The 21,688-nt window shown below is 51.2% G+C and carries 12 protein-coding genes; 11 read left to right on the forward strand and 1 reads right to left on the reverse strand.

The window, feature by feature from the left end:
• Positions 1-28: 28 nt before the first annotated feature.
• The 9 genes from ACYVBJ_RS23630 (at position 29) to ACYVBJ_RS23670 (ending at position 18,188) form a co-directional block, all read left to right on the forward strand.
• The gene (locus tag ACYVBJ_RS23630; RefSeq protein ID WP_460984758.1) at positions 29-2,641 is read left to right on the forward strand and encodes a permease prefix domain 2-containing transporter; all 2,613 of its coding nucleotides are present in this window, start codon (positions 29-31) and stop codon (positions 2,639-2,641) included.
• Between the two features lie 76 nt (positions 2,642-2,717).
• Complete coding sequence (locus ACYVBJ_RS23635) at positions 2,718-5,351, forward strand: ABC transporter permease (protein WP_460985271.1); 2,634 nt, start codon at positions 2,718-2,720, stop codon at positions 5,349-5,351.
• A gap of 301 nt (positions 5,352-5,652) precedes the next feature.
• Complete coding sequence (locus ACYVBJ_RS23640; protein ID WP_460984759.1) at positions 5,653-5,982, forward strand: PadR family transcriptional regulator; 330 nt, start codon at positions 5,653-5,655, stop codon at positions 5,980-5,982.
• A gap of 3 nt (positions 5,983-5,985) precedes the next feature.
• Positions 5,986-8,682: an ABC transporter permease gene (locus ACYVBJ_RS23645; protein WP_460984760.1), complete on the forward strand. Its 2,697-nt coding sequence runs from the start codon at positions 5,986-5,988 to the stop codon at positions 8,680-8,682.
• 178 nt (positions 8,683-8,860) lie between these two features.
• A complete protein-coding gene (locus tag ACYVBJ_RS23650; protein ID WP_460984761.1) occupies positions 8,861-10,615 on the forward strand; it encodes an ABC transporter ATP-binding protein in 1,755 nt (584 codons plus the stop codon).
• Positions 10,599-12,362 (forward strand): ABC transporter ATP-binding protein, encoded by a 1,764-nt coding sequence (locus ACYVBJ_RS23655; RefSeq protein ID WP_460984762.1) that lies wholly within the window; start codon positions 10,599-10,601, stop codon positions 12,360-12,362. Before ACYVBJ_RS23650 ends, ACYVBJ_RS23655 begins: the two co-directional genes overlap by 17 nt.
• A 196-nt stretch (positions 12,363-12,558) precedes the next feature.
• Positions 12,559-12,894: a PadR family transcriptional regulator gene (locus ACYVBJ_RS23660; protein WP_460984763.1), complete on the forward strand. Its 336-nt coding sequence runs from the start codon at positions 12,559-12,561 to the stop codon at positions 12,892-12,894.
• Between the two features lie 12 nt (positions 12,895-12,906).
• Complete coding sequence (locus ACYVBJ_RS23665) at positions 12,907-15,558, forward strand: ABC transporter permease (protein ID WP_460984764.1); 2,652 nt, start codon at positions 12,907-12,909, stop codon at positions 15,556-15,558.
• Positions 15,559-15,578: 20 nt separating this feature from the next.
• A complete protein-coding gene (locus ACYVBJ_RS23670; protein ID WP_460984765.1) occupies positions 15,579-18,188 on the forward strand; it encodes an ABC transporter permease in 2,610 nt (869 codons plus the stop codon).
• Between the two features lie 89 nt (positions 18,189-18,277).
• Here ACYVBJ_RS23670 and ACYVBJ_RS23675 read toward each other — a convergent pair whose 3' ends face one another.
• Positions 18,278-18,475, reverse strand: a complete 198-nt coding sequence (locus tag ACYVBJ_RS23675; RefSeq protein WP_460984766.1) for a hypothetical protein — start codon at positions 18,473-18,475, stop codon at positions 18,278-18,280.
• A 231-nt stretch (positions 18,476-18,706) separates the two neighbouring features.
• On the opposite strand from ACYVBJ_RS23675, the gene ACYVBJ_RS23680 reads away from it, so the two are divergent.
• Complete coding sequence (locus ACYVBJ_RS23680; RefSeq protein ID WP_460984767.1) at positions 18,707-19,033, forward strand: PadR family transcriptional regulator; 327 nt, start codon at positions 18,707-18,709, stop codon at positions 19,031-19,033.
• Positions 19,030-21,687, forward strand: coding sequence for an ABC transporter permease (locus tag ACYVBJ_RS23685; protein WP_460984768.1), 2,658 nt, complete (start codon positions 19,030-19,032; stop codon positions 21,685-21,687). The genes ACYVBJ_RS23680 and ACYVBJ_RS23685 overlap by 4 nt, the downstream gene beginning before the upstream one ends.
• Position 21,688 lies beyond the last annotated feature (1 nt).

A 21,688-nucleotide genomic window follows, 5' to 3' on the forward strand; every position in this document is an offset into this window, starting at 1 on the left:
TGCCTCCAGCCCTTCGCCCCCTAACCCCATGAAGCCCCAGCCCCCTACCCCGCCCCGTTTAGCCGACCGCCTACTGGAATGGTTTGTGGCTCCGCATCGGCTCGAAACCCTGCAAGGCGACCTCCACGAGGAGTTTGCTTATCAGGTTGAGCGCGTGGGTGTTCGACGCGCCCAGTGGCGCTACTGGCGGGATGTGCTGGGCTTTGTCAGGCCCTATGTGATTAAGCGAGAGAGAACCGAGAATCTAAACCCAACTAACCCCGACATGATCCGCAATTATATCACCATTGCTTTCCGACAACTCTGGAAAAATCAACTCCTCAGTGGCCTGAACATCGTTGGGTTAACTGTTGGCCTGGCCGTTAGTACGCTGATTACGCTTTACGTCTGGCACGAATTTCACTACGACCGCTTTCAGCCGTTTGCCGACCGGACGTACCGGGTTACGTCTGTCGCCCGGTATGGGGGAGACGACGTGACTATGACCGGCCTGCACGAATCCTTTGGGCGTGAAGCCAAACGGCAGATTCCAGACGTGGAAGCCGTTATCCGTTTTTCGGATGGCGTTGGCGATCCCGTGCTTCAGTCCGACCCGCAGCATCGGTTTAAAGAAAGCAATATCGGATTTACGGATACACCCGCCCTGTCATCGCTTGGCTTTCGGCTGGTATACGGTGATCCGAAAACGGCACTGGGCGAACCCGGACGGATTGTTCTGACCCGGCAACTGGCCCAAAAATACTATGGCGACCGAAATCCGCTAGGGCAAACGCTACTGTATGATAAACAGTACCCGTTGACCGTTTCCGGCGTTCTCGACGACTACCCAACACACTCTGTTATTCAGGTCAACGGATTGATTTCGCTGAGTTCCATGCCTACGCTGGGACCTACGGCCAAGAACATCTATGAATCGGCCGGGTTTCTGCAAACCTTTCTAGTTCTCCGGCCGGGAACGAACATCGCTTCGGTAGAGAAGAAGCTGGAGCAGGTGAAAGGGGGCATCCATTTTGTCGATATGACAGCCCGTTTTTTCCTGGAAGCGCTTCCAGACCTGCATCTCGACAGCCGCAGTGGGCCGAAAGATACCCGACAGTCGCTTTACATTCTGCTCACCATTGCCCTGTTGATTCTTGCCCTGGCGATTATCAACTACGTTAGCCTCACGACCGCCCGCGCTACCCAACGATCCCGGGAGGTTGGCATTCGAAAAGCGGTTGGCAGTCAGCGCAGCGAACTGATCGGGCGGTTTTTTATAGAATCGTTTCTGACGACGACAATAGCTTTTGGCTTATCGCTGGTGGTGTTACAGGTGCTGTTCCCGTGGGCCAACCAGGCGCTGGACTTACGCATGGACAACCGCGTACTGCACCAGAGAACCTACTGGGGACTGCTGGTCGGTTTGTGGCTGACCTGCGCCTTTTTGGCGGGTGGCTATCCGGCCCTATTACTGTCCAGATTCAAGCCCAACGAAGTGCTGAAAGGCGCCATCGGTTCAGCACGAAGCGGGGTTGGGGTTCGTCGATTTTTCACAACTCTTCAGTTTACCGCTTCCGTTGCCCTGTTGATTTGCAGCCTGGTACTGTTCATGCAGATGCGTCTGCTGCAAACGCAGAATCTGGGCATCAACCGGTCACAGGTAGTGAGCATCACCATTGATAGCGACATGACGCGGCAGTTTCCCGCTTTTCGGGATGCGGTTCGGCAATGGGCCGGTCCCGACAACGTAGCGTACTCAAACACCGCGCTGTTTACAAACCGGATTATGACCTGGTTCATGAAAACAGCCAAAACGCAAAAGCAATTGATGGTGAACGCCATGACGGTCGACAAGTCGTTTTTTGCGATGATGGGTGTGCGGATGATTTATCCGCCTGTTGGCTGGCAGGACAGGCCCGTAACAAAGGAACTTCAGTTGTATAACCAAACGGTGATGAACGAAGCGGGCATTAAGGGCAATCCAATACAACAGCCTGCTCCTTTCAAAGATCAACCCACGGATGGAGTTGTGGCCGACTTTCATGTGCATAGTCTCCGCGGGTTGGTGTCGCCCATGTTGCTGACCGTCATTAGTGACACCAGCCGCAAAGCCTTGGCCAAGGGGGGCTTTCTGCTCGTTCGTCTGGGCGCTCAGACGGACGTAATGCAGGCGCTGGATCACCTTCGTCAGTTGTACAATCAAACCCAGCCGTCTGTTCCGTTCGATTATTACTTCCTGGACGAAGCGTATAACCGCCTGTACGAAAAAGAAGAACGGTTGATGCGTCTGTTCAATGGCTTTACCGGCCTGACGCTATTGGTTGCCTGCCTTGGTTTGCTGGGCTTGATGACGTTTTCGGTGGAGGTCAGGACTAAAGAGATTGGTATCCGCAAAGTGTTGGGAGCATCGGTATCCAGTCTGGTAACGCTGCTGTCAAAAGACTTTCTGAAGTTGGTTCTGCTCGCCACACTTATTGCCTCACCCATTGCCTGGTACGCTATGGACCAGTGGCTGCAAAACTTTGCGTACAAGATCACCATCGAATGGTGGATGTTTGCCTTAGCCGGTGCCCTGGCAACCTTAGTCGCCCTGTTAACGGTCTTTTTCCAAAGCATCAGAGCCGCCCTAATGGATCCAGCCAAGTCACTACGTAGCGAGTAATTCGCTTAGGGTTAGGGGCAGAGGGCGAAGGGTACAACCAAGTCCTGCCCCTGCCCTATGTACCACGCCCAACACCCTGAAAACCAACGCCGGATCGCCTGACCGCCTAACCCCTCCGTCCCTCGCCGACCGTCTATTAGAATGGTTCGTGGCTCCGCATCTGCTGGAAACCCTGCAAGGTGATTTGCATGAAGAGTTTGCTTACCAGCTTGAGCGGGTGGGTGCACGACGCGCCAAGTGGCGCTACTGGTGGGATGTGCTGGGATTTGTGAAGCCTTATGTGATCAAACGCAGAAAAAGTGAATATCCTAACCCTACCAACATGGACATGATCCGAAACTATTTAACGATTGCCTTCCGAAACCTGTCCCGCAACAAAGGCTATTCGGCCATTAACATCACAGGTTTGGGCGTGGGGATGGCTGTAGCGATGCTGATTGGCTTGTGGGTTTGGGATGAGCTGTCTTACAACAAGTACCACGCCAACTACGACCGCATTGCACGGGTAATGCAGCATCAAACCTGGAACGGATCGACCAGTACAACTCCAGCAACACCTCTACCCATGCGGGCGGTTTTGCAGAACGAGTACGGTAGCTATTTCAGTCATATCGCCTTATCGTCCTGGACCGAAGAAAGAATTCTGGCTTATGGTATGAACAAATTTATAAAGCGGGGTAACTATGTAGAGCCTAGCTTTCCAGACATGTTTTCGCTGAAGATGCTCAGCGGCACCCGGAATGGACTTGATAACCCCACGTCTATTCTACTTTCTGAATCAGTAGCGAAAGCACTGTTTGGTGATGCTGATCCCCTCAACAAACTTGTTAAGGTCGGCAACAAGCGCTATCTTAAGGTAACTGGCGTCTATGAGGATTTGCCTTACAGCACTGAGTTTCGGGAAGTATCCTTTCTCCTTCCCTGGAAATTGTTCGTTGAGGACGAAGCCTGGGTAAAACGGTCGGAGACAAATTGGGGGAACAATTCCTTTCTTCTACTAGTCCAGATTGCCCCCCACACCAGCTTCGATCAGGTTTCGGCCAAGATCGAACGGATCAAAGCCACACACGCTAAAGAAGAAGCCCGATTTGACCCTAAGGCGTTTTTACACCCGATGAGTCAGTGGCATCTCTACTCCGAATGGGAAAACGGTGTACTGATTCGGGGGAGAATTCAGTTCGTGTGGCTGTTCAGCATCATTGGCTTGTTCGTGTTGCTGTTAGCCTGCATTAATTTTATGAACCTTAGCACCGCCCGCTCTGAGAAGCGTGCTAAAGAGGTTGGCATTCGAAAAGCGGTTGGATCAGTACGTAGCCAGTTAATCAGCCAGTTTTTGAGCGAATCGCTATTGGTTGTTGTAATCGCACTCGGTGTAGCACTACTGCTGGTACAGCTTTTACTACCGTTATTCAACGAGCTTGCCGACAAGAAAACGATTATCCTATGGAGCAATCCGCTGTTTTGGATCTTTTGCTTAAGCTTCACTCTCTTTACAGGCTTGCTGGCCGGTAGCTATCCGGCGCTGTACTTATCTGGTTTCCAGCCCATGAGGGTACTCAAAGGCACCTTCCAAATCGGACGCTTTGCATCCGTGCCACGTAAGGTGTTAGTGGTTACCCAATTTACCGTATCCGTATCACTTATTATTGGTACCATCATCGTTTTTCAGCAGATTCAACACGCGAAAAATCGGCCCGTAGGTTTCGACAGAACGGGGTTGTTATCTGTCATGATGAACACCTCCGATCTGTATAAACATTACGACGCAATTCGCACAGATTTGCTCCAGACTGGTGCCGTAGTCAACATGGCCGAGTCATCCTGTCCATCTACAGAAGTGTGGAGTAGTGACGCCAGCTTCGACTGGAAAGGCAAAGATCCGAATCAGCTAGGCGATTTTGGCACGATTGGCATCACTCAGGAGTACGGCAAAACGGTCGGATGGCAATTTAAACGAGGTCGTGATTTTTCCCGCAGCTTTTCAACCGATTCGCTAGGGATTGTCATCAACGAAAGTGCGGCTAAGTTTATCGGTATGACAGAGCCCGTTGGCGAATACATCAAGTGGAACGGCAAGAACTACACAATCATTGGCGTGATCAAGGACGTGGTAATGGGGTCACCGTTCAAACCAACTCAACCAACTATATTTTTATTAAAGGAAGACTGGGCTTATTTCATCCATATTAAACTCAACCCACAGATGAGTGCCCGGGAGGCTCTGGCTCGGATTGAGCCTATCTTAAAAAAATATAATCCTGGCAGTCCATTTGAGTATAAGTTTAGCAGCGATGAATACGACCAGAAGTTCCGCGCCGAAGAACGTATCGGCCAATTGTCTACTGTCTTCGCCGTACTGGCCATTTTCATCTCTTGCCTGGGTTTGTTTGGACTTGCTTCGTTTATGGCGGAGCAACGGACCAAGGAGATTGGGGTACGCAAAGTGCTGGGCGCGTCGGTGTTCAGTCTGTGGCAATTACTCTCTAAAGACTTCGTTGGGCTCGTACTCATTTCACTATTGATTGCCTCGCCCATTGCCTGGTACTTCATGAACGACTGGCTGCAACAGTATCAGTATCGCGCGACCATCTCGTGGTGGACATTTGCCGCAACGGGCGCGGGCGCATTGCTCATTACGTTGCTGACCATCAGTTTCCAAAGCATTCGGGCTGCTCTGATGAACCCGGTGAAAAGTCTGCGAAACGAATAATTTACAAAGCCGACGCGTAAACGCCAACAAAGCACCGTGATGTATGCGGTGCTTTGTTGGCGTTTACGCGTTTTGTTCTTAAATGTTACTTGTTCTTTTCCAATCACCCCTGAATTCAGGAATTACGTCCGCTCATCTTTCCTGTCCGCAGTCGTACGATTCTTTGTCCATTAACGGACAGAACACGACTACGCTATAAACTATAAAACGGCCTCAAATGCGTAGGAAAGCCCATTGCTTACTCTGGCAAGGCATTTGTTTAGCAAATAATAAGTAAATACTTAAAGCTGACATTGACCTCATGGGCAGACCTTACTTAGGTGAGTTTGAAGAACTGGTTCTGCTGACCGTTGCCGTTCTGGAAGGGCAGGCTTACGGCGTAACCATTGCCGCCGAACTCAAGCAACGTACCGAACGAACCATTAGTCTGAGCGGGGTGCACATTGCCCTCTATCGATTAGAAGAGAAAGGCTTTGTTCACTCCGAACTGGGTGGGGCTACGGCCGAACGGGGTGGTCGGCGCAAACGCTTCTTCACCATTACGGCGGCTGGCAAGCGAACGCTGGGCGAGATGCGGGAGGTACGTAACGAGTTGTGGAACGCTATTCCTAACAACCCTTCCTGGTCCTGAGTCATGGCAAAGCACCCCACACCTACCCCCCGAAACGTCGGACCGCCCCGCTTCGCCGACCGACTTCTGAAGCGCGTACTGCCCGCCGATCTACTGGAAGAACTGCTTGGCGATCTGCACGAGCAATTCGAACAACAAGTCGCCGAAGTTGGTGCGGCCAAAGCCCGGCAGCTCTACGTACTGGAAGTGGTCAAGTTCTGTCGGCCCTATTTTCTGAAACGACGAGCCATTCATCACAAGCAACCCTCAACGGTTACTCAATTCAACCCCTACTCTCAGCAGGAACACCGAACTATCCTATTTTTCAATCCTACCATGATTCGCAATTATCTAAAAATCGCCTGGCGCAATGTCATTCATAACAAGACCTTTTCGGCCATCAACATCTTAGGGTTAGCCTTAGGCATGGCCTGTAGTTTGCTCATTTTCCTGTGGATACAGGACGAGTTCAGGGTAGATGCCTACCACGCACACGGTCCGCAGTTGTATAATGTCATGGAACGCCAATATTATGACGGGAAAGTTGAGGCTGGCCCCAGTACACCCGGTTTGCTGGCTGACGAGCTGAAAAAAGCCTTTCCCGAAATCAAATATGCGGCCGGACTTTCCTGGGAAGATCAGCATACATTTACCGTTGGCGACCGCATCAACAAAGAAAAAGGCCGATCGGTAGGAGCTGACTGGTTCAAGATGTACAGCATTCCACTATTGGCCGGTGCTGCCGAAACCGCACTGAGTGCTCCTGCAAACATTGCTATATCGAACAAGCTGGCGCAAAACTATTTTGGCAGCTCCCAGGCCGCCATAGGAAGAAGCATCCGGCTCGATAACAAAAGCGACTACCTGGTTACGGCGGTCTTCAGCGACCTCCCCGAGAATAGCTCAGACCGGTACGATTACCTGCTTAGCTGGCAGGATTTACTGAACCGGAACGAGTGGCTGAAAGACTGGGGGACTAACGCTTCCAGCACACGTATCATGCTGCATACCGACCGCACGGGTCAACCCGCCGATCCCGCCCGACTGGAAGCGAAGATGCAGTCGTTCCTGAAAAAATATAACCCTGGGCTCAAAACCGGCACGTTCGACATCCAGCTCTTTCTTCAGCCGTTTCAGGAGGCTTACCTGTATTCCAACTTTAAAAACGGCTACCAGGATGGCGGCCGCATTGACTACGTTCGGCTGTTCGGCATCGTAGCTGTAGTTATTCTGTTAATTGCCTGCATCAACTTTATGAACTTAGCGACGGCCCGTTCGGTGAAGCGCGCCCGCGAAGTGGGCGTTCGGAAGGTTATTGGAGCAGCCAGGAGCCTGCTGGTTGGTCAGTTTATCGGCGAAGCGTTGCTATTAACATTGCTCGCACTGGTGATCTCGCTGGTGCTGGTCTGGCTGTTATTGCCAGTATTTAATAGCCTTACCGAGAAGAACATTACGTTCCGGGTTACCGATGCTTCGTTCTGGGCTACGCTGGTTGGCATGACGCTCCTTACCGGACTGATTGCCGGCAGCTATCCGGCGCTGTTTCTATCCTCGCTAAATCCAATACGTGTTTTAAAGGGTACGATTCAGTTTGGCGCTGGCGCGCGGCTGTTTCGCCAGAGTCTGGTCGTGTTTCAGTTTGTGTTGTCGCTCGTGCTCATTGTCGGCACCATCGTTGTTTACCGGCAGATCAGCTACATCCAGACCAAAAACCTCGGTTTTGACCGCGAGAACCTGATTTACGTACCGGCCGAAGGTGAACTGTCCAGCAAATACACGACCTTCAAACAGGAGCTTCAGGAAATGCCCGGTATTCAGAACATAACGTACATGAATGGTACGCCTACCAACGCCTTTGGCAGCACCGGGAATGTAAAATGGCCGGGTAAAGATCCGAGCCTGAATATCGAATTCCAGTTTTCCACCGTCGATTATGACTTCACAAAAACGCTGAAGATTAACCTGAAAGGCCGCGATTTCTCGCCAGCATACGGTATGGATTCGGTAAGTTATCTGATCAACCAAACAGCCGCCCGCCGAATTGGCTACGAGGACCCGATCGGTAAACCACTTACGCTCTGGGGTAAGCCAGGCACCATCATCGGCGTTCTTGACGATTTTCATCAGCACTCGCTGCACATTGCTATTGAACCGATGATTGTCAAATTAAGCCCGGACCTGACGAATCAGAACATCATCGTGCGGACTCAACCCGGACAAACCAGGCAAGCGCTGGCGAGCCTGGAAACGGTATGCCGCGAGTTGAATCCGAAATTCCCATTCTCGTATAAATTCTCCGACGACGAGTTTCAGAAGCTGTACCATAGCGAAACGGTTGTCGGTACGCTGGCGAACTACTTTGCGTTTCTGGCCATATTTATTTCGTGCCTGGGTCTGTTTGGCCTGGCCACGTTTACGGCCGAGCAACGTACCAAAGAAATTGGTGTACGTAAGGTCCTGGGTGCGTCAGTGCCCAGCATCGTCGCGCTACTCTCCCGCGATTTCCTCAAGCTGGTGCTGCTGGCTATTCTTATTGCCTCTCCCCTCGCCTGGTATGCGATGTCGCAGTGGATGCAGGGCTATGAATACAAGAGAGGGATTGAATGGTGGGTATTTCTTGTGTCGGGCATATTGGCCATTGGCATTGCGTTGTTGACCGTCAGTTTTCAAAGCATTAAAGCTGCCTTGATGAACCCCGTCAGAAGCTTGAAGGCCGAGTAAACATAGTCTATACAACTCGAAAAGCACTGCGCAGAACACAGTGCTTTTCGAGTTGTGTCTACTCTAAATTTGAGGTTAGTATAGCCATTAATACGATTTTAACGTAGATAGCCATTGGTCGTTATTTATCTTTGGGAACGCCTTCATCTATACCCAGCTTCCCACTCGGGACACTCGTATGGCCAACGCTGCTCCTAAAAAACACGCCCCCCGAACGTCTTCTCCTTCGTTGCTGAACCTACTCAAACCTTATTCCCGACAGGTTGGTGTCCTGATACTTTTGGCGCTGGTCAGCAACGGAGTCAATCTGGTACTGCCGATGCTTATTTCGCAGGGCATCGATGCCTATACGGCTGGCCATTTTGCCTTTCGGACGATGGTCGTTGAGTTTATGATCGCGTCGCTGCTGATTTTTGTTTTTACGTACGGCCAAAGCATTGTGCAGACCTTTGTGTCCGAGCGGGTAGCAAAAGACCTGCGCACCCAACTGGCGGATACCATTTCCCGCCAGAGTTTTAGCTATATCCAGCAGGCCAACCCGTCGAAGCTGCTCACCAACCTGACCTCAGATATTGACTCGGTCAAACTGTTCGTTTCCCAGGCGATCGTGTCCATTGCATCCTCGTTGTGCATCATTATCGGAGCCAGTATTCTGCTCATCAGCATCAACTGGAAACTCGCGCTGACCGTTCTGGCTATCGTGCCGATCATTGGCGGTACGTTTTTTTACGTATTGAAACGAGTGCGGGTACTATTCATCAAAAGCCGCGAGGTAATCGACTGGCTCAACAAAGTCATCAACGAAAGCATCCTCGGGGCGGCCCTGATTCGGGTGCTTAATTCGCAGCAGTTGGAATACAACAAGTTTGTGGCGGCCAACACCAATGCCAAAGACCTGGGCCTTGCCATACTGCGGTTGTTTGCGACGCTGATTCCGGTTATCAGTTTTACGGCCAACATGGCAACTCTGGCGATTCTGGTGATGGGCGGCCATTTTGTGATAACGGGCACTATGTCGCTGGGGGATTTCTCGGCCTTCAACAGCTATCTGGCAATGCTGATTTTTCCGATTATTGTGATCGGCTTCATGAGCAACGTAATCGCCCAGGCATCGGCCTCGTATGCGCGGGTGCGGGCGGTGCTGCAGGCGGCCGAACCCGCTAAAACCGGCACCGTAGCCACCCGACTGCAAGGCGACGTGGAACTTCGGAACGTATCCGTGTATTACGGTGAGAAGCCAGCGTTGAAGGACGTTTCGTTTACAGTAAAAGCCGGTACGCGAACAGCTATCGTGGGTCCAACGGCCGCCGGGAAAAGCCAGCTTTTGTTTCTGCTGACCGGACTAACCAAACCAACAGCGGGCAGTATCTATTTTGACGGGCAACCTGTCGAAAACTACGACGAAGACGTATTCCATCAGCAGGTTGGATTTGTGTTTCAGGATAGTATCATCTTCAATCTGACGCTTCGCGAAAACATTGCCTTCAATGAGAACGTAACGGAGGAATTGATGGAACGGGCGATCGACACCTCCGAACTGAGCGATCTGGTAAAGTCGATGCCTGAGAAGCTGCAAACGGTCATTTCTGAGCGTGGAAGCAGCCTGTCAGGGGGGCAAAAACAGCGGATCATGCTGGCCCGTGCGCTGGCCCTGAATCCCAGAGTGCTCTTACTGGACGATTTTACGGCGCGGGTCGACCCGAAAACGGAGCAGAAAATCCTGGCAAATGTGCAACGGAATTACCCCGGCCTAACGCTCATTTCGGTGACCCAGAAGATTGCCGCGGTCGAAGATTATGAGCAGATCATCCTGCTTATGGAAGGCGAAGTAATTGCCCAGGGCACTCATCCAGAACTGATAATGACCAGCCCCGAATACATTCAGATTTACCAATCCCAACGGAGCACGAGCCAGTATGAACTACGATCTTAATCAGTTTGTGGGCCAGAAAGAAGAAAAAAATGCGACGGCCAAAGCACTCCGAAAATTACTGGCACTTATCCGCGATGAGCGGCAACGACTGATTCTGGCCGGTATTGCCATTCTGATCAACTCGGGGCTGACGCTGGTAGGGCCCATGATTATCGGTCAGACCATCGACCGGTACGTCCGGACCAGACAGTTCGATGGCATTCTGACGAACGCAGGTATGCTGTTGGTCATTTACACGGTTGCGTTCACAACCAACTACCTGCAAACCCGCCTGATGGGTAGCGTCGGTCAACGCACCTTGTTTAAGCTGCGAAACGCCGTATTCAATAAACTGCTGGAATTACCAGTCGCGTTCTTTAACCAGAACAAAGCCGGTGACCTGATCTCGCGCATCAACAACGACACCGATAAACTCAATCAGTTTTTCTCTCAATCGCTGATGCAGTTTGTAGGCAGTATTTTCATTATGACCGGAGCGGGTCTGTTCCTGCTGTTCATTAACCTTCCGTTAGGCGCAGCCGCTCTGTCACCAGCCATTCTGATCTGGTTGTTCACAAAAATGACTTCGGCCTGGGTGAAGCGAACAAATGCCGCAAACCTGAAAAGTGGCGGTGATCTGAGCGCCGACATTCAGGAGAGTTTAACCAATTTCAAGGTCATCATTGCTTTCAATCGACGGGATTATTTCCGGAAACGGTTCGAGGAAGTCAATCAGCAGAACTACCGGACAGCCATCGGGGCCGGGCTGGCCAACAACGTCTTTTTGCCCGTTATTGGTCTGGCCGCTAACATCGGCCAGTTGGTTGTGCTTACGTTCGGCATCTACCTGATCACCACGAACCGCTTCTCCATTGGTCTGCTGATTAGCTTTCTGGCATACATCACCAATTTTTACAATCCACTTCGCCAACTGTCCACGTTGTGGGCCAATTTCCAGGTGGCGCTGGCGGGTTGGGACCGGATTTCGCACCTGCTGGCTTTACAGACCAACCTGCAATCCGTTGCCAATCCGTTAACCGTTTCCAGCTCATCCCTGCTGTCGTTTCGTAACGTATCGTTCAGCTATCCCAACGGTAGTGAAGTGCTGCACAACATTACGTTCGACCTCGAACGAGGCAAAACCTACGCCCTGGTCGGCCCGACAGGAGGAGGAAAAACGACAACTGCGTCGCTGATTGCCCGTCTATACGACCCCACCAGCGGAACGGTGCTGCTCGATGGAACGGACATTCGCGGGTATAGTGCTGCCGAGCGCTCACGGAAAATCGGCTTTATTTTGCAGGAGCCCTTTCTATTTACGGGTACGGTTCGGGAGAACATTCTGTACGGCAACGACACGTATCAGTCGTACACCAACGAACAACTGGCTGCGGTGATCCAGGAAGCGAATCTGGAAAAGCTCGTCGAGCGGTTCGATCAAGGCTTAGACACGAACGTACAAACGGTTGGCGACACCATCAGCCTGGGGCAACGGCAGTTGATCGCGTTTATGCGGGCCGTGCTACGGAATCCGGACTTACTAATCCTGGACGAGGCCACCGCAAACATCGATACCATTACAGAGCAGTTGCTCGACGAAATCTTACGGAACCTGCCCGAATCAACCACACGAATTATCATTGCGCATCGGCTCAATACCATCGAAACCGCCGACGACATCTTCTTCATCAACGCCGGGCAGGTTACCCGTGCCGGATCGCTTACCGATGCCGTCGATATGCTCATGCACGACAAACGAACCAGCTAAGGGTCCCCGCTGTCCAGTAAATTCCTTCTGTCCGTCCGCGTACGAAATCTGTCCGTTTCTGGACAAGGTATACGTACGGATAGTATAAAAACAGCCCATTCTAGACTGAAATGGGCTGTTTCAGTCTTTGGCAAGGCATTTGACATACAGAAATAGAGGAAATAGAACGTAACAGATTAACTCCCTCCTTTAGCTGATGCGACGTAGTGACTTGGGTGAGTTTGAAGAGGTCGTTTTGTTGGCTGTGACCGTGCTCGCTCCGAAAGCCTATTCGGTGGGTATTGCCGAAGAGCTCGAACGGGAAACGGGACAGACCGTCAGCACCGGGGCGGTTCACGCGGCTCTGCAACGGCTGGAAACGAAAGGCTACCTCCGCTCTGAACTGGGCGAAGCTACGGCCGAACGGGGTGGTCGGCGCAAACGCCTGTTTACCATTACGGCGCTGGGTGGCCGCGTCCTGAGTGAGGTCCATTCGGTACGCAGCCGGTTCTGGGAACGTATCGCCCCGCAAACTATACTTAAGTGGAGTTAACCTAGCCGTCGTATGGAACCTGACCAATGGAAGTTACCCCCTAAGTGGCCCGACAAGCTGCTCAATAAGTTGGTGGCTCCGCACCTGCGGGAGGAGGTGCTGGGCGACCTCCACGAGCGCTACGCCCTGCGGGTACAACGGCTGGGCGAATCTAAAGCGCGCAGAATGTACTGGCGCGAGGTGCTGGCCTATCTGCGCCCGCAATTTATTGAACGCAATCCGAACGAGTATCCCAACCCATCAAACACAGATATGCTACGTAACTATCTCAAAATCGCTCTCCGCAACCTGGCCAGGCATAAAGGCTATTCGGCTATTAACATTGGCGGTTTGGCAGTCGGTATGGCCGTGGCTATGTTGATTGGTCTGTGGATTTACGACGAGCTATCGTACAACACCCACTATGAGCATTACGATCGCATTGCTCAGGTTATGCAACATCAAACATTTAACGGACACATTGGCACTCAAAAGGACGTTCCGGCTCCGTTGGAAGCTGAACTGCGAAATAAGTACGGCAGTAATTTTACACACCTCGCGATGTCGGCCTGGCTGGGCGACCGCATCCTCTCCTACGGCGATACTAAGCTTACGCGTTCAGGCAATTATATGGGTGCCGAAATGCCGGAAATCCTGTCGCTGCACATGCTCAAAGGCAGTCGTAATGGCTTGAAAGAAACCAATACTATTTTGCTGTCGGCCTCAACGGCGGAGTCGCTCTTTGGCGGGGCTGATCCGATGGGAAAACTTATTAATGTCGAAGGCAAAGCGGATGTTCGGGTGACGGGCGTTTACAAAGACCTGCCGTTTAATACCGAGTTTCGCGATCTTACGTTCATAGCTCCCTGGGAATTATACGTAGCCACGCAGCCCTGGGTAAAACAGGCCCGTGATCAGAACCTGTGGGCCAATAACTCGTTTCAGCTGTTTATTCAGCTCGCCGATAATACGGACATGGAAACGGTGAGTAACCGAATCAAAAACGCCAAATTAAACAACGTACCGGCCGACGACAAAAAATTCAAATCGGAGATGTTTCTGCACCCGATGAGCGACTGGCGCTTGCGTGGCAACTGGGAAGAAGGCATCAAAACAGGCGGCTACATTCAGTACGTTCGGTTGTTTGCCATTGTGGGCGTGTTTGTCCTGCTCCTGGCCTGCATCAATTTTATGAATCTCTCGACGGCCCGCTCCGAAAAACGCGCTAAAGAGGTGGGTATTCGCAAAGCCGTCGGGTCAGTACGGGCCCAGCTGATCAACCAGTTTTTCAGCGAGTCGTTTCTGGTCGTTGTTTTTGCGTTTATCGGTGCTACGTTGCTCATTCTGGCCCTTTTACCCTGGTTTAATGAAATAGCCGACAAACACATTACATTCCCTTGGACCAAGCCATTATTCTGGCTAAGCAGCCTTGGATTTATGTTGGTTACCGGACTGCTGGCGGGTAGTTATCCAGCCTTTTATCTTTCGTCCTTTCAACCGATTAAGGTCTTAAAAGGCACCTTCAATGTAGGACGCTGGGCAGCCGTGCCGCGTAAGGTGCTGGTCGTGGTTCAGTTTACGGTTTCCATTACGTTGATTATTGGCACCAGTATCGTGTACCGACAAATTCAACACACCAAAAATCGTCCGATTGGCTACGATACTAACGGGCTTGTCATGATTCAGATGATGTCACCCGCCTTTTACGGCAAATATGACGTACTAAAAACAGAGCTAAAGAATGAGGGGGTCATCCAGGAAATGGCCGAATCATCCAGTCCGATGACCGGTGTTTGGTCCAACAACAGTGGTTTTAGCTGGCCAGGGAAAGACCCGTCGCTCGATGATGACTTCTCGACCGTCTGGGTAACGCATGATTTTGGCAAAACCGTAGGCTGGCAGTTTAAAGAAGGCCGTGATTTTTCAAGGAAATTCACTACCGATTCGTTGGCCGTGATCATCAATGAATCGGCGGTTAAATTCATGGGCATTAAGAATCCGATTGGCACCGTCGTCAAATGGGGAAGGGTCGATGCTCCCGATAAACCTGGCTATTTCACGATTATCGGTGTGATCAAAGACGTGCTGGCCGAATCGCCCTACGAACCCGTGAAGCAGGCCATCTACTTCCTGGATTATGAGAATGTCAACTGGATAGCCCTCAAACTCAATCCTGGCCGAAGCGCCAGCGAGTCGATGGCCGTTATCGAAGCTACGTTCAAAAAGCATGTTCCGTCGGCCCCATTCGAGTATAAGTTTGCGAACGAAGAGTTCGGAAAAAAATTCGCGTCGGAAGAGCGTTTCGGCAGGTTGGCGGGTGGTTTTGCCCTGCTCGCTGTCCTCATCTCCTGTCTGGGGCTATTCGGTCTGGCTTCGTTCACGGCCGAGCAACGCACTAAAGAAATCGGCGTTCGGAAAGTGCTGGGCGCTTCGGTTCTGAACCTGTGGAGTTTGCTGTCGAAAGATTTCGTGGTGCTGGTTGTTATTTCCTGCTTCCTTGCTTCGCCTATTGCTTACTACTACCTGGGCAAATGGCTACAGGAGTATACCTATCGAACGGAACTGTCCTGGTGGATTTTTGCAGCCTCTGGCGTGGGTGCTCTGCTCATTACGTTACTGACGGTCAGCTACCAAAGCATTAAGGCAGCCGTAATGAATCCGGTAAAAAGCTTACGGACGGAATAGCGGCCTAATTCATCAGTCGCATGAACAAGCGCACATCACCTACTCAACCACCCAGGTGGCCCGACAAACTACTCAACTGGCTGGTGGCTCCCCATCTGCGGGAGGAAGTGCTGGGCGACCTCCACGAGCGCTACGCCCTGCGGGTGCAGCGGCTGGGCGCACCCAAGGCCCGGGCTACGTACTGGCGAGAAGTATTCGCCTATATGCGGCCTTCCATAATGAAACGCGAACAACCTGATTATCCTAACCCCCTTCTTACTGATATGCTACGTAATTATTTTAAAACCGCCTGGCGCAATTTGCTGAAAAACCGCTTTTACTCGCTGATCAACATGACCGGCCTGACCGTCGGCCTGGCCGTTGGTATTCTGCTTCTACTCTGGGTGCAGCATGAACTGAGCTTCGACCGGTTTCATCAGCAGGCTTCGTCTATCTACCGGCTCGAAAACTGGGGGGGCACCGGCAGTAGTCGGCAACTCTGGACGGTGACCGTAGCGCCCATAACGGACTACGCCAAAAAGCAGCTCCCGGAAGTAAAAGACGCCGTTCGGATGAGCTATAATGACACGTATACCTTGTTTAAGTATGCCGATAAGGTGTTCAAAGAAGACCACACCAGGTTCACCGACCCAGCATTATTCTCAGTTTTTGACTTTAGGCTGATCCAGGGAAACCCGGCCAATCCGTTTCCCGACAATCACTCGATTGTGCTCACCGAAACGACCGCCAAACGCTATTTTGGCGATAATAACCCCATAGGTAAAATCCTGTCGGTCGATGATAGGACGTCCTTCAAGGTCAGCGGTATCATCCACGACTTCCCCAAAAATTCGAGCATTACGGCCGACATACTGTTGCCTATGTCACTACGTTTTAAAGACATCTACGGAGGCAGGAACGATGGTAAAACCGTTGCGCAGGACTTCAGCGAGTTTAATTACGAAACGTATTTATTACTTCAACCCGGCACATCTACACAGGCGCTTGCGGATAAATTGCGGACCATTCACCTCAGCCACAAACCCGATGATACGGACCTGAACTACGTAATACAACCCCTGTCTGATACGCACCTGTACAGAGCTGACGGCACCAACGGTGGTATTGAAACGGTCCGGATGTTCGGACTCATCGCCCTGCTCATTCTGGCTATTGCGTGCATCAATTACGTTAACCTGTCCACTGCCCGCGCCATGTTACGTTCTAAAGAAGTAAGCATGCGCAAAATTGTGGGTGCGGCCCGCCAGCAGCTGTTTTTACAGTTTTTGGTGGAGACCGCCCTGCTTTTCGCCGTAGCAACCGGGCTGGCGCTTAGCTTGATTTATTTCCTTTTACCCGTTTACAACCAGATTTCCGGCAGGCAGTTGGTTCTTGACCTGTCAGACTATCGCTTATGGCAGCTCATTGGTCTGATTATTTTCGGAACGCTGGTTGCGTCGAGCGTTTACCCGGCCTTACTGCTGTCTTCTTTTGATCCGCTAAAGGCGCTGAAAGGCAACGTATCGGCGCGCATGAGTGATGTTACGTTCCGCAAGGTACTGGTGGTTACGCAGTTTTCGGTGTCGGTAATTCTGATTGTTGGTACGTTTATCATCAGTAAGCAACTTGAGTATATCCGGTCGAAATCACTGGGTTACGACAAGACGCATGTGTTCGCCTATTTCATGCGGGATCTGAATAAGCACTACGACGCGGTAAAAGCCGATCTGCTGAATCAGCCCGGTGTGACTGGCGTAACCCGAGCCAGTTCAAACATAATTCAGCTTGGGAACCAAACCGGCAATAATGAATGGGATGGTAAAGAGAAGGGTGAAACCATGTTTATGCGTCCGGTTGCGATCGACAAAGACTTTGTGCCCTTCTTCAAAATGAACCTGCAGGAAGGAGCCAACTTCACGGGGGCGGTTTCGGATTCAGTTCACTTCATCCTCAACGAGACGGCCGTTAAAGCGGCCCGTCTCAAAAATCCGATCGGGAAACGATTCCGGCTCTGGAACCGCAGGGGCACGATCATCGGGGTTGTGAAAGACTTTCATTTTGCCTCCATGCGTCAGAAAATAGAACCAGCTATCTTTTATTATGCTCCAGAGCAACTCAATGCAATCTATATCAAAACGACAGGCAAAGAAGCTGAGCCTGTACTGGCGGCAGCCGAACGCTCCTGGAAGCAATACAACGCCGATTATCCGTTCGAATACTTTTTTCTGGATGATCTGTTCGATAACCTCTATAAGTCGGAGCAACAAACGGGCACCCTGTTCAACCTGTTTGCGTCGATTGCCATTCTGATTTCGTGCCTGGGCTTATTTGGTTTAGCTACATTCACCGCGCAGGTACGTACCCGCGAAATCGGCGTTCGGAAGGTGTTAGGGGCCAGCGTAACGGGTATACTCCGGCTGCTGGCCGTCGACTTCATCAAGTTAGTGATTATTGCCATCATTGTTGCCGTACCGATAGCCTGGTACACAATGAGCCAGTGGCTACAGGATTTTGCGTATAGGGTTGCTATTGAGTGGTGGATGTTCGTTCCGGCCGGTTTAGCGGCCCTGTTCATTGCATTGCTGACCGTGAGCTTTCAAAGCCTTAAAGCGGCCCTGATGAACCCGGTCAAAAGCCTGCGAAGCGAATAGCGTAGTAATCGGCTGGTACGCCACAATCTCCTGTTTATTCGGTTCTATTTTCTTGTACGGATTATTTAAAAATCCCCGCATGAAGTAGTTCATATCGGGCCCGATTGATAAGAGCGTGTTTGTGAATTGAGAAAGGTGGAGATTCGGAAGCGGCCCATCAGCAACAAATCAGAGGCAACCAACCCGGCGATCCAGCGAAGGCCGCTGCGGCTCTGATCCGGATTTCGGCCGAGCCCAACCCGCCCCTTCACCTGTTTCTGGGCCAGGACGCGTATGATATCGCTCAAGTAAAGATCAAAGCCCTACAGGATAATCTGGCTCATTGGAAAGACTTAACCGTCTCTACAGGTTTCGCTGAACCGGCCACGGCTTAAACGTTGTCCAAAGACGTACAAAACTGTCCGTTTCTGGACAAGGGCTCCAGATTTTTTTACAAAAAAAGGCCCCTCCTGCGCAGGAGGGGCCTTTTTGCATACTGGCAAGGCATTTGTTATACATTTACACAACTAATTTTCGGTATGAAAGGAACGTACCTGGGCGAGTTTGAAGAAGTGGTTTTGCTGGCTGTCGCCATTCGGTCGGGTGATGCCTACGGAGCCGCTATTGTGAATGAGATTGAGCAGCAAATGAATCGCGCCGTCAATCTGGGGGCGGTGCATTCGGCCCTGAACCGACTTCAGGAAAAAGGGCTCGTCAACTCAGAAATGGGCGGCATATCCGCCGAACGGGGTGGTCGGCGCAAGCGGCTGTATTCCGTTACAGGGGCAGGCAAGCGGGCGTTGGAGGAGGTACGGCAACTGCGCAATCAGATGTGGGACGCCATTCCCCGAACTGCCTGGTCATGAGCAAGTCAACTGCATCCCCGCCCCGCTTAGCCCAGCGTCTACTACGTTGGTTCTGCGCTCCGCATCTTCTTGATGAGCTGGAGGGCGATCTGGATGAGCTGTTTCAGCAGCGAGTGCGGGAGAAGGGCCTGCGCCGGGCGCGGTGGCGGTACGCTCGGGATGTGCTGAGCCTGCTACGGCCCTGGATTGTGAAGCGTAAACCAAACGGTCCGGCGTACCGGGAGTATCCAAACCCAAGACTTACAGACATGATTCAGAATTATCTCAAGGTTGCTTTTCGCAATCTACAACGTAACAAAGGCTACTCCTTCATCAATATTTCTGGGCTGGCGGTTGGTATGGCCGTAGCAATGTTGATTGGCCTCTGGATTTGGGACGAATTATCATTTGACAAATACCACCAAAACTACGACCGCATCGTACAAGTGGCACAACATGGTACCGTCAATGGCGAAACATGGACGGGAAGTAATTTACCCTACCCGTTGGCGACAGAGTTAATGACCAATTACCCCAACGATTTCAAACGGGTGCTGAGAGCATGGTGGATTCAGGATCATACTGTGGCCGTGGGCAATGATAAGCTTTCGCTAACCGGTGAATTTATCGATTCTGAAGCACCCGATATGCTCACGCTGCACATGCTCAAAGGGACCCGGGCGGGCCTGCGGGATCCGGGATCGGTGTTACTTTCGGCTTCAGCAGCCCAGGCACTCTTCGGTAACGCCGATCCGATGAACAAAGTGGTAAAGATCAACAACGCCATGGATGCCAAGATTACCGGCATTTACGAGGACCTACCCCATAACTCGGAGTTTCATGAGGTGAAGTTCTTCGCTCCCTGGAACTTATACGTGTCAGCGAACCCGTACATAAAAGACCAGGGCTGGGTGAACAATTTCATTAATGTGTACGCTGAACTTCAGCCAAATGTGGATGCTGATCAGGTTTCGGCCAAAATTAAAGATATCCATCTTAAAAATCTAGCTGGCAATGCTGGTCAGCTTGCTTTTAACTTTCAGGTCTTTCTGCATCCCATGAATAAGTGGCATCTGCACACTGGATTCGACAAACAAGGGAATAACACTGGTGGTCTGATTCAGTATGTATGGCTGTTTGGCCTCATCGGTGCCTTTGTGCTGTTCCTAGCCTGCGTTAATTTTATGAACTTGAGCACGGCCCGCTCCGAAAAACGCGCTAAAGAGGTGGGTATTCGTAAAGCCATCGGTTCTGGGCGCGGTCAGTTAATTGGTCAGTTTTTCAGCGAGTCGTTCCTGGTTGTCCTACTAGCTTTTGTTATAGCCATTGGTTTGGTAACAGTTTCAATCAAGTGGTTTAACAGTCTGGCTGATAAAGAGATGACGATCCTGTGGGCCAATCCTTTCTTCTGGCTGTTCAGTTCAGCTTTTATTCTGATCACAGGTTTATTAGCCGGTAGTTATCCCGCTTTGTACTTATCTGGTTTTCAACCTATCAAAGTGCTTAAGGGACACGGTCCGACGTTTCGGGTAAGTGGCGCAACTGTTTTCCGTAAAGTGCTGGTAGTAGCTCAATTTGCCGTATCTATAACGCTCATCATCGGCACTATTATCGTTTACCGCCATATTCAGCACGCTAAAAACCGTCCTGTCGGCTACACCCGCGAAGGATTAATTGATGTGTTTATGAGTTCAAGTGATCTGCATACTAAGTTCGATGTACTTAGGCAAGAGCTTATGAATACCGGTGTCGTCTACGAAACGGCGCAATCGGCCAGCCGAGCCACGGAGTTGTGGTCAAATAATATTGGGTTTGACTGGCCGGGTAAAGACCCGTCTGTGCAGACAGACTTTGGCACCTTAACGGTATCGCCTGAATACGGCAAAACGGTCGGCTGGCAGTTCGTTGCCGGGCGCGACTTTTCGCGGGAGTTTGCCTCGGATTCAGCCGCCTATGTCGTCAATGAAGCAGCCGTTCGGTTTATGGGCTTGAAAAACCGCGTTGGCGGACCCCCAGTGGGTCAAACCATCCGGCGCGATGGAAAGCCGTTCAAGATTATAGGTGTGATTAAAGACATGGTGATGGGGTCGCCTTTTGAGCCGGTATATCCAACCGTCTTTTTCCTGCGTGGCCCTATCAACTGGATTAATATCAAGATTAAACCAAACGTATCAGTTGCCGACGCTTTGCCGAAAATTGAAGCGGTATTTAAGAAGGTGGTGCCTTCGGCTGGCTTCGACTACAATTTTATTGACGAAGAGTATGCTACCAAGTTTGCCGATGAAGAACGTATTGGTTCACTAGCTGGCATCTTCGCTGGACTAGCCATTTTTATTTCGTGCCTTGGATTATTCGGCCTAGCTTCTTTCACAGCCGAGCAACGTACCAAAGAGATTGGCGTTCGTAAAGTATTGGGCGCTTCAGTCACTAATCTTTGGGTGCTACTGTCGAAGGATTTTGTGATACTGGTTCTGATCGCCTTTGGCATCGCTACGCCGATTGCTTCTTATTTCTTAAGTAACTGGCTCCAGAAATACAGCTACCGAACCGAATTGTCGTGGTGGATTTTTGCCGCTTCGGGAGCTGGAGCGTTGCTCATTACGTTGCTGACTGTGAGTTACCAAAGCGTCCGGGCCGCCCTAATGAACCCGATAAAATCGTTACGTAGTGAATAAG

Source organism: Spirosoma fluminis (genome assembly GCF_054778895.1).

Bases quoted from the DNA above. Each gene is read 5' to 3' on its own strand.
- ACYVBJ_RS23655 (WP_460984762.1), top strand. From the start codon at position 10,599: ATGAACTACGATCTTAATCAGTTTGTGGGCCAGAAAGAAGAAAAAAAT.
- ACYVBJ_RS23685 (WP_460984768.1), top strand. From the start codon at position 19,030: ATGAGCAAGTCAACTGCATCCCCGCCCCGCTTAGCCCAGCGTCTACTA.
- ACYVBJ_RS23680 (WP_460984767.1), top strand. From the start codon at position 18,707: ATGAAAGGAACGTACCTGGGCGAGTTTGAAGAAGTGGTTTTGCTGGCT.
- ACYVBJ_RS23640 (WP_460984759.1), top strand. From the start codon at position 5,653: ATGGGCAGACCTTACTTAGGTGAGTTTGAAGAACTGGTTCTGCTGACC.
- ACYVBJ_RS23650 (WP_460984761.1), top strand. From the start codon at position 8,861: ATGGCCAACGCTGCTCCTAAAAAACACGCCCCCCGAACGTCTTCTCCT.
- ACYVBJ_RS23665 (WP_460984764.1), top strand. From the start codon at position 12,907: ATGGAACCTGACCAATGGAAGTTACCCCCTAAGTGGCCCGACAAGCTG.
- ACYVBJ_RS23660 (WP_460984763.1), top strand. From the start codon at position 12,559: ATGCGACGTAGTGACTTGGGTGAGTTTGAAGAGGTCGTTTTGTTGGCT.
- ACYVBJ_RS23645 (WP_460984760.1), top strand. From the start codon at position 5,986: ATGGCAAAGCACCCCACACCTACCCCCCGAAACGTCGGACCGCCCCGC.
- ACYVBJ_RS23670 (WP_460984765.1), top strand. From the start codon at position 15,579: ATGAACAAGCGCACATCACCTACTCAACCACCCAGGTGGCCCGACAAA.
- ACYVBJ_RS23630 (WP_460984758.1), top strand. From the start codon at position 29: ATGAAGCCCCAGCCCCCTACCCCGCCCCGTTTAGCCGACCGCCTACTG.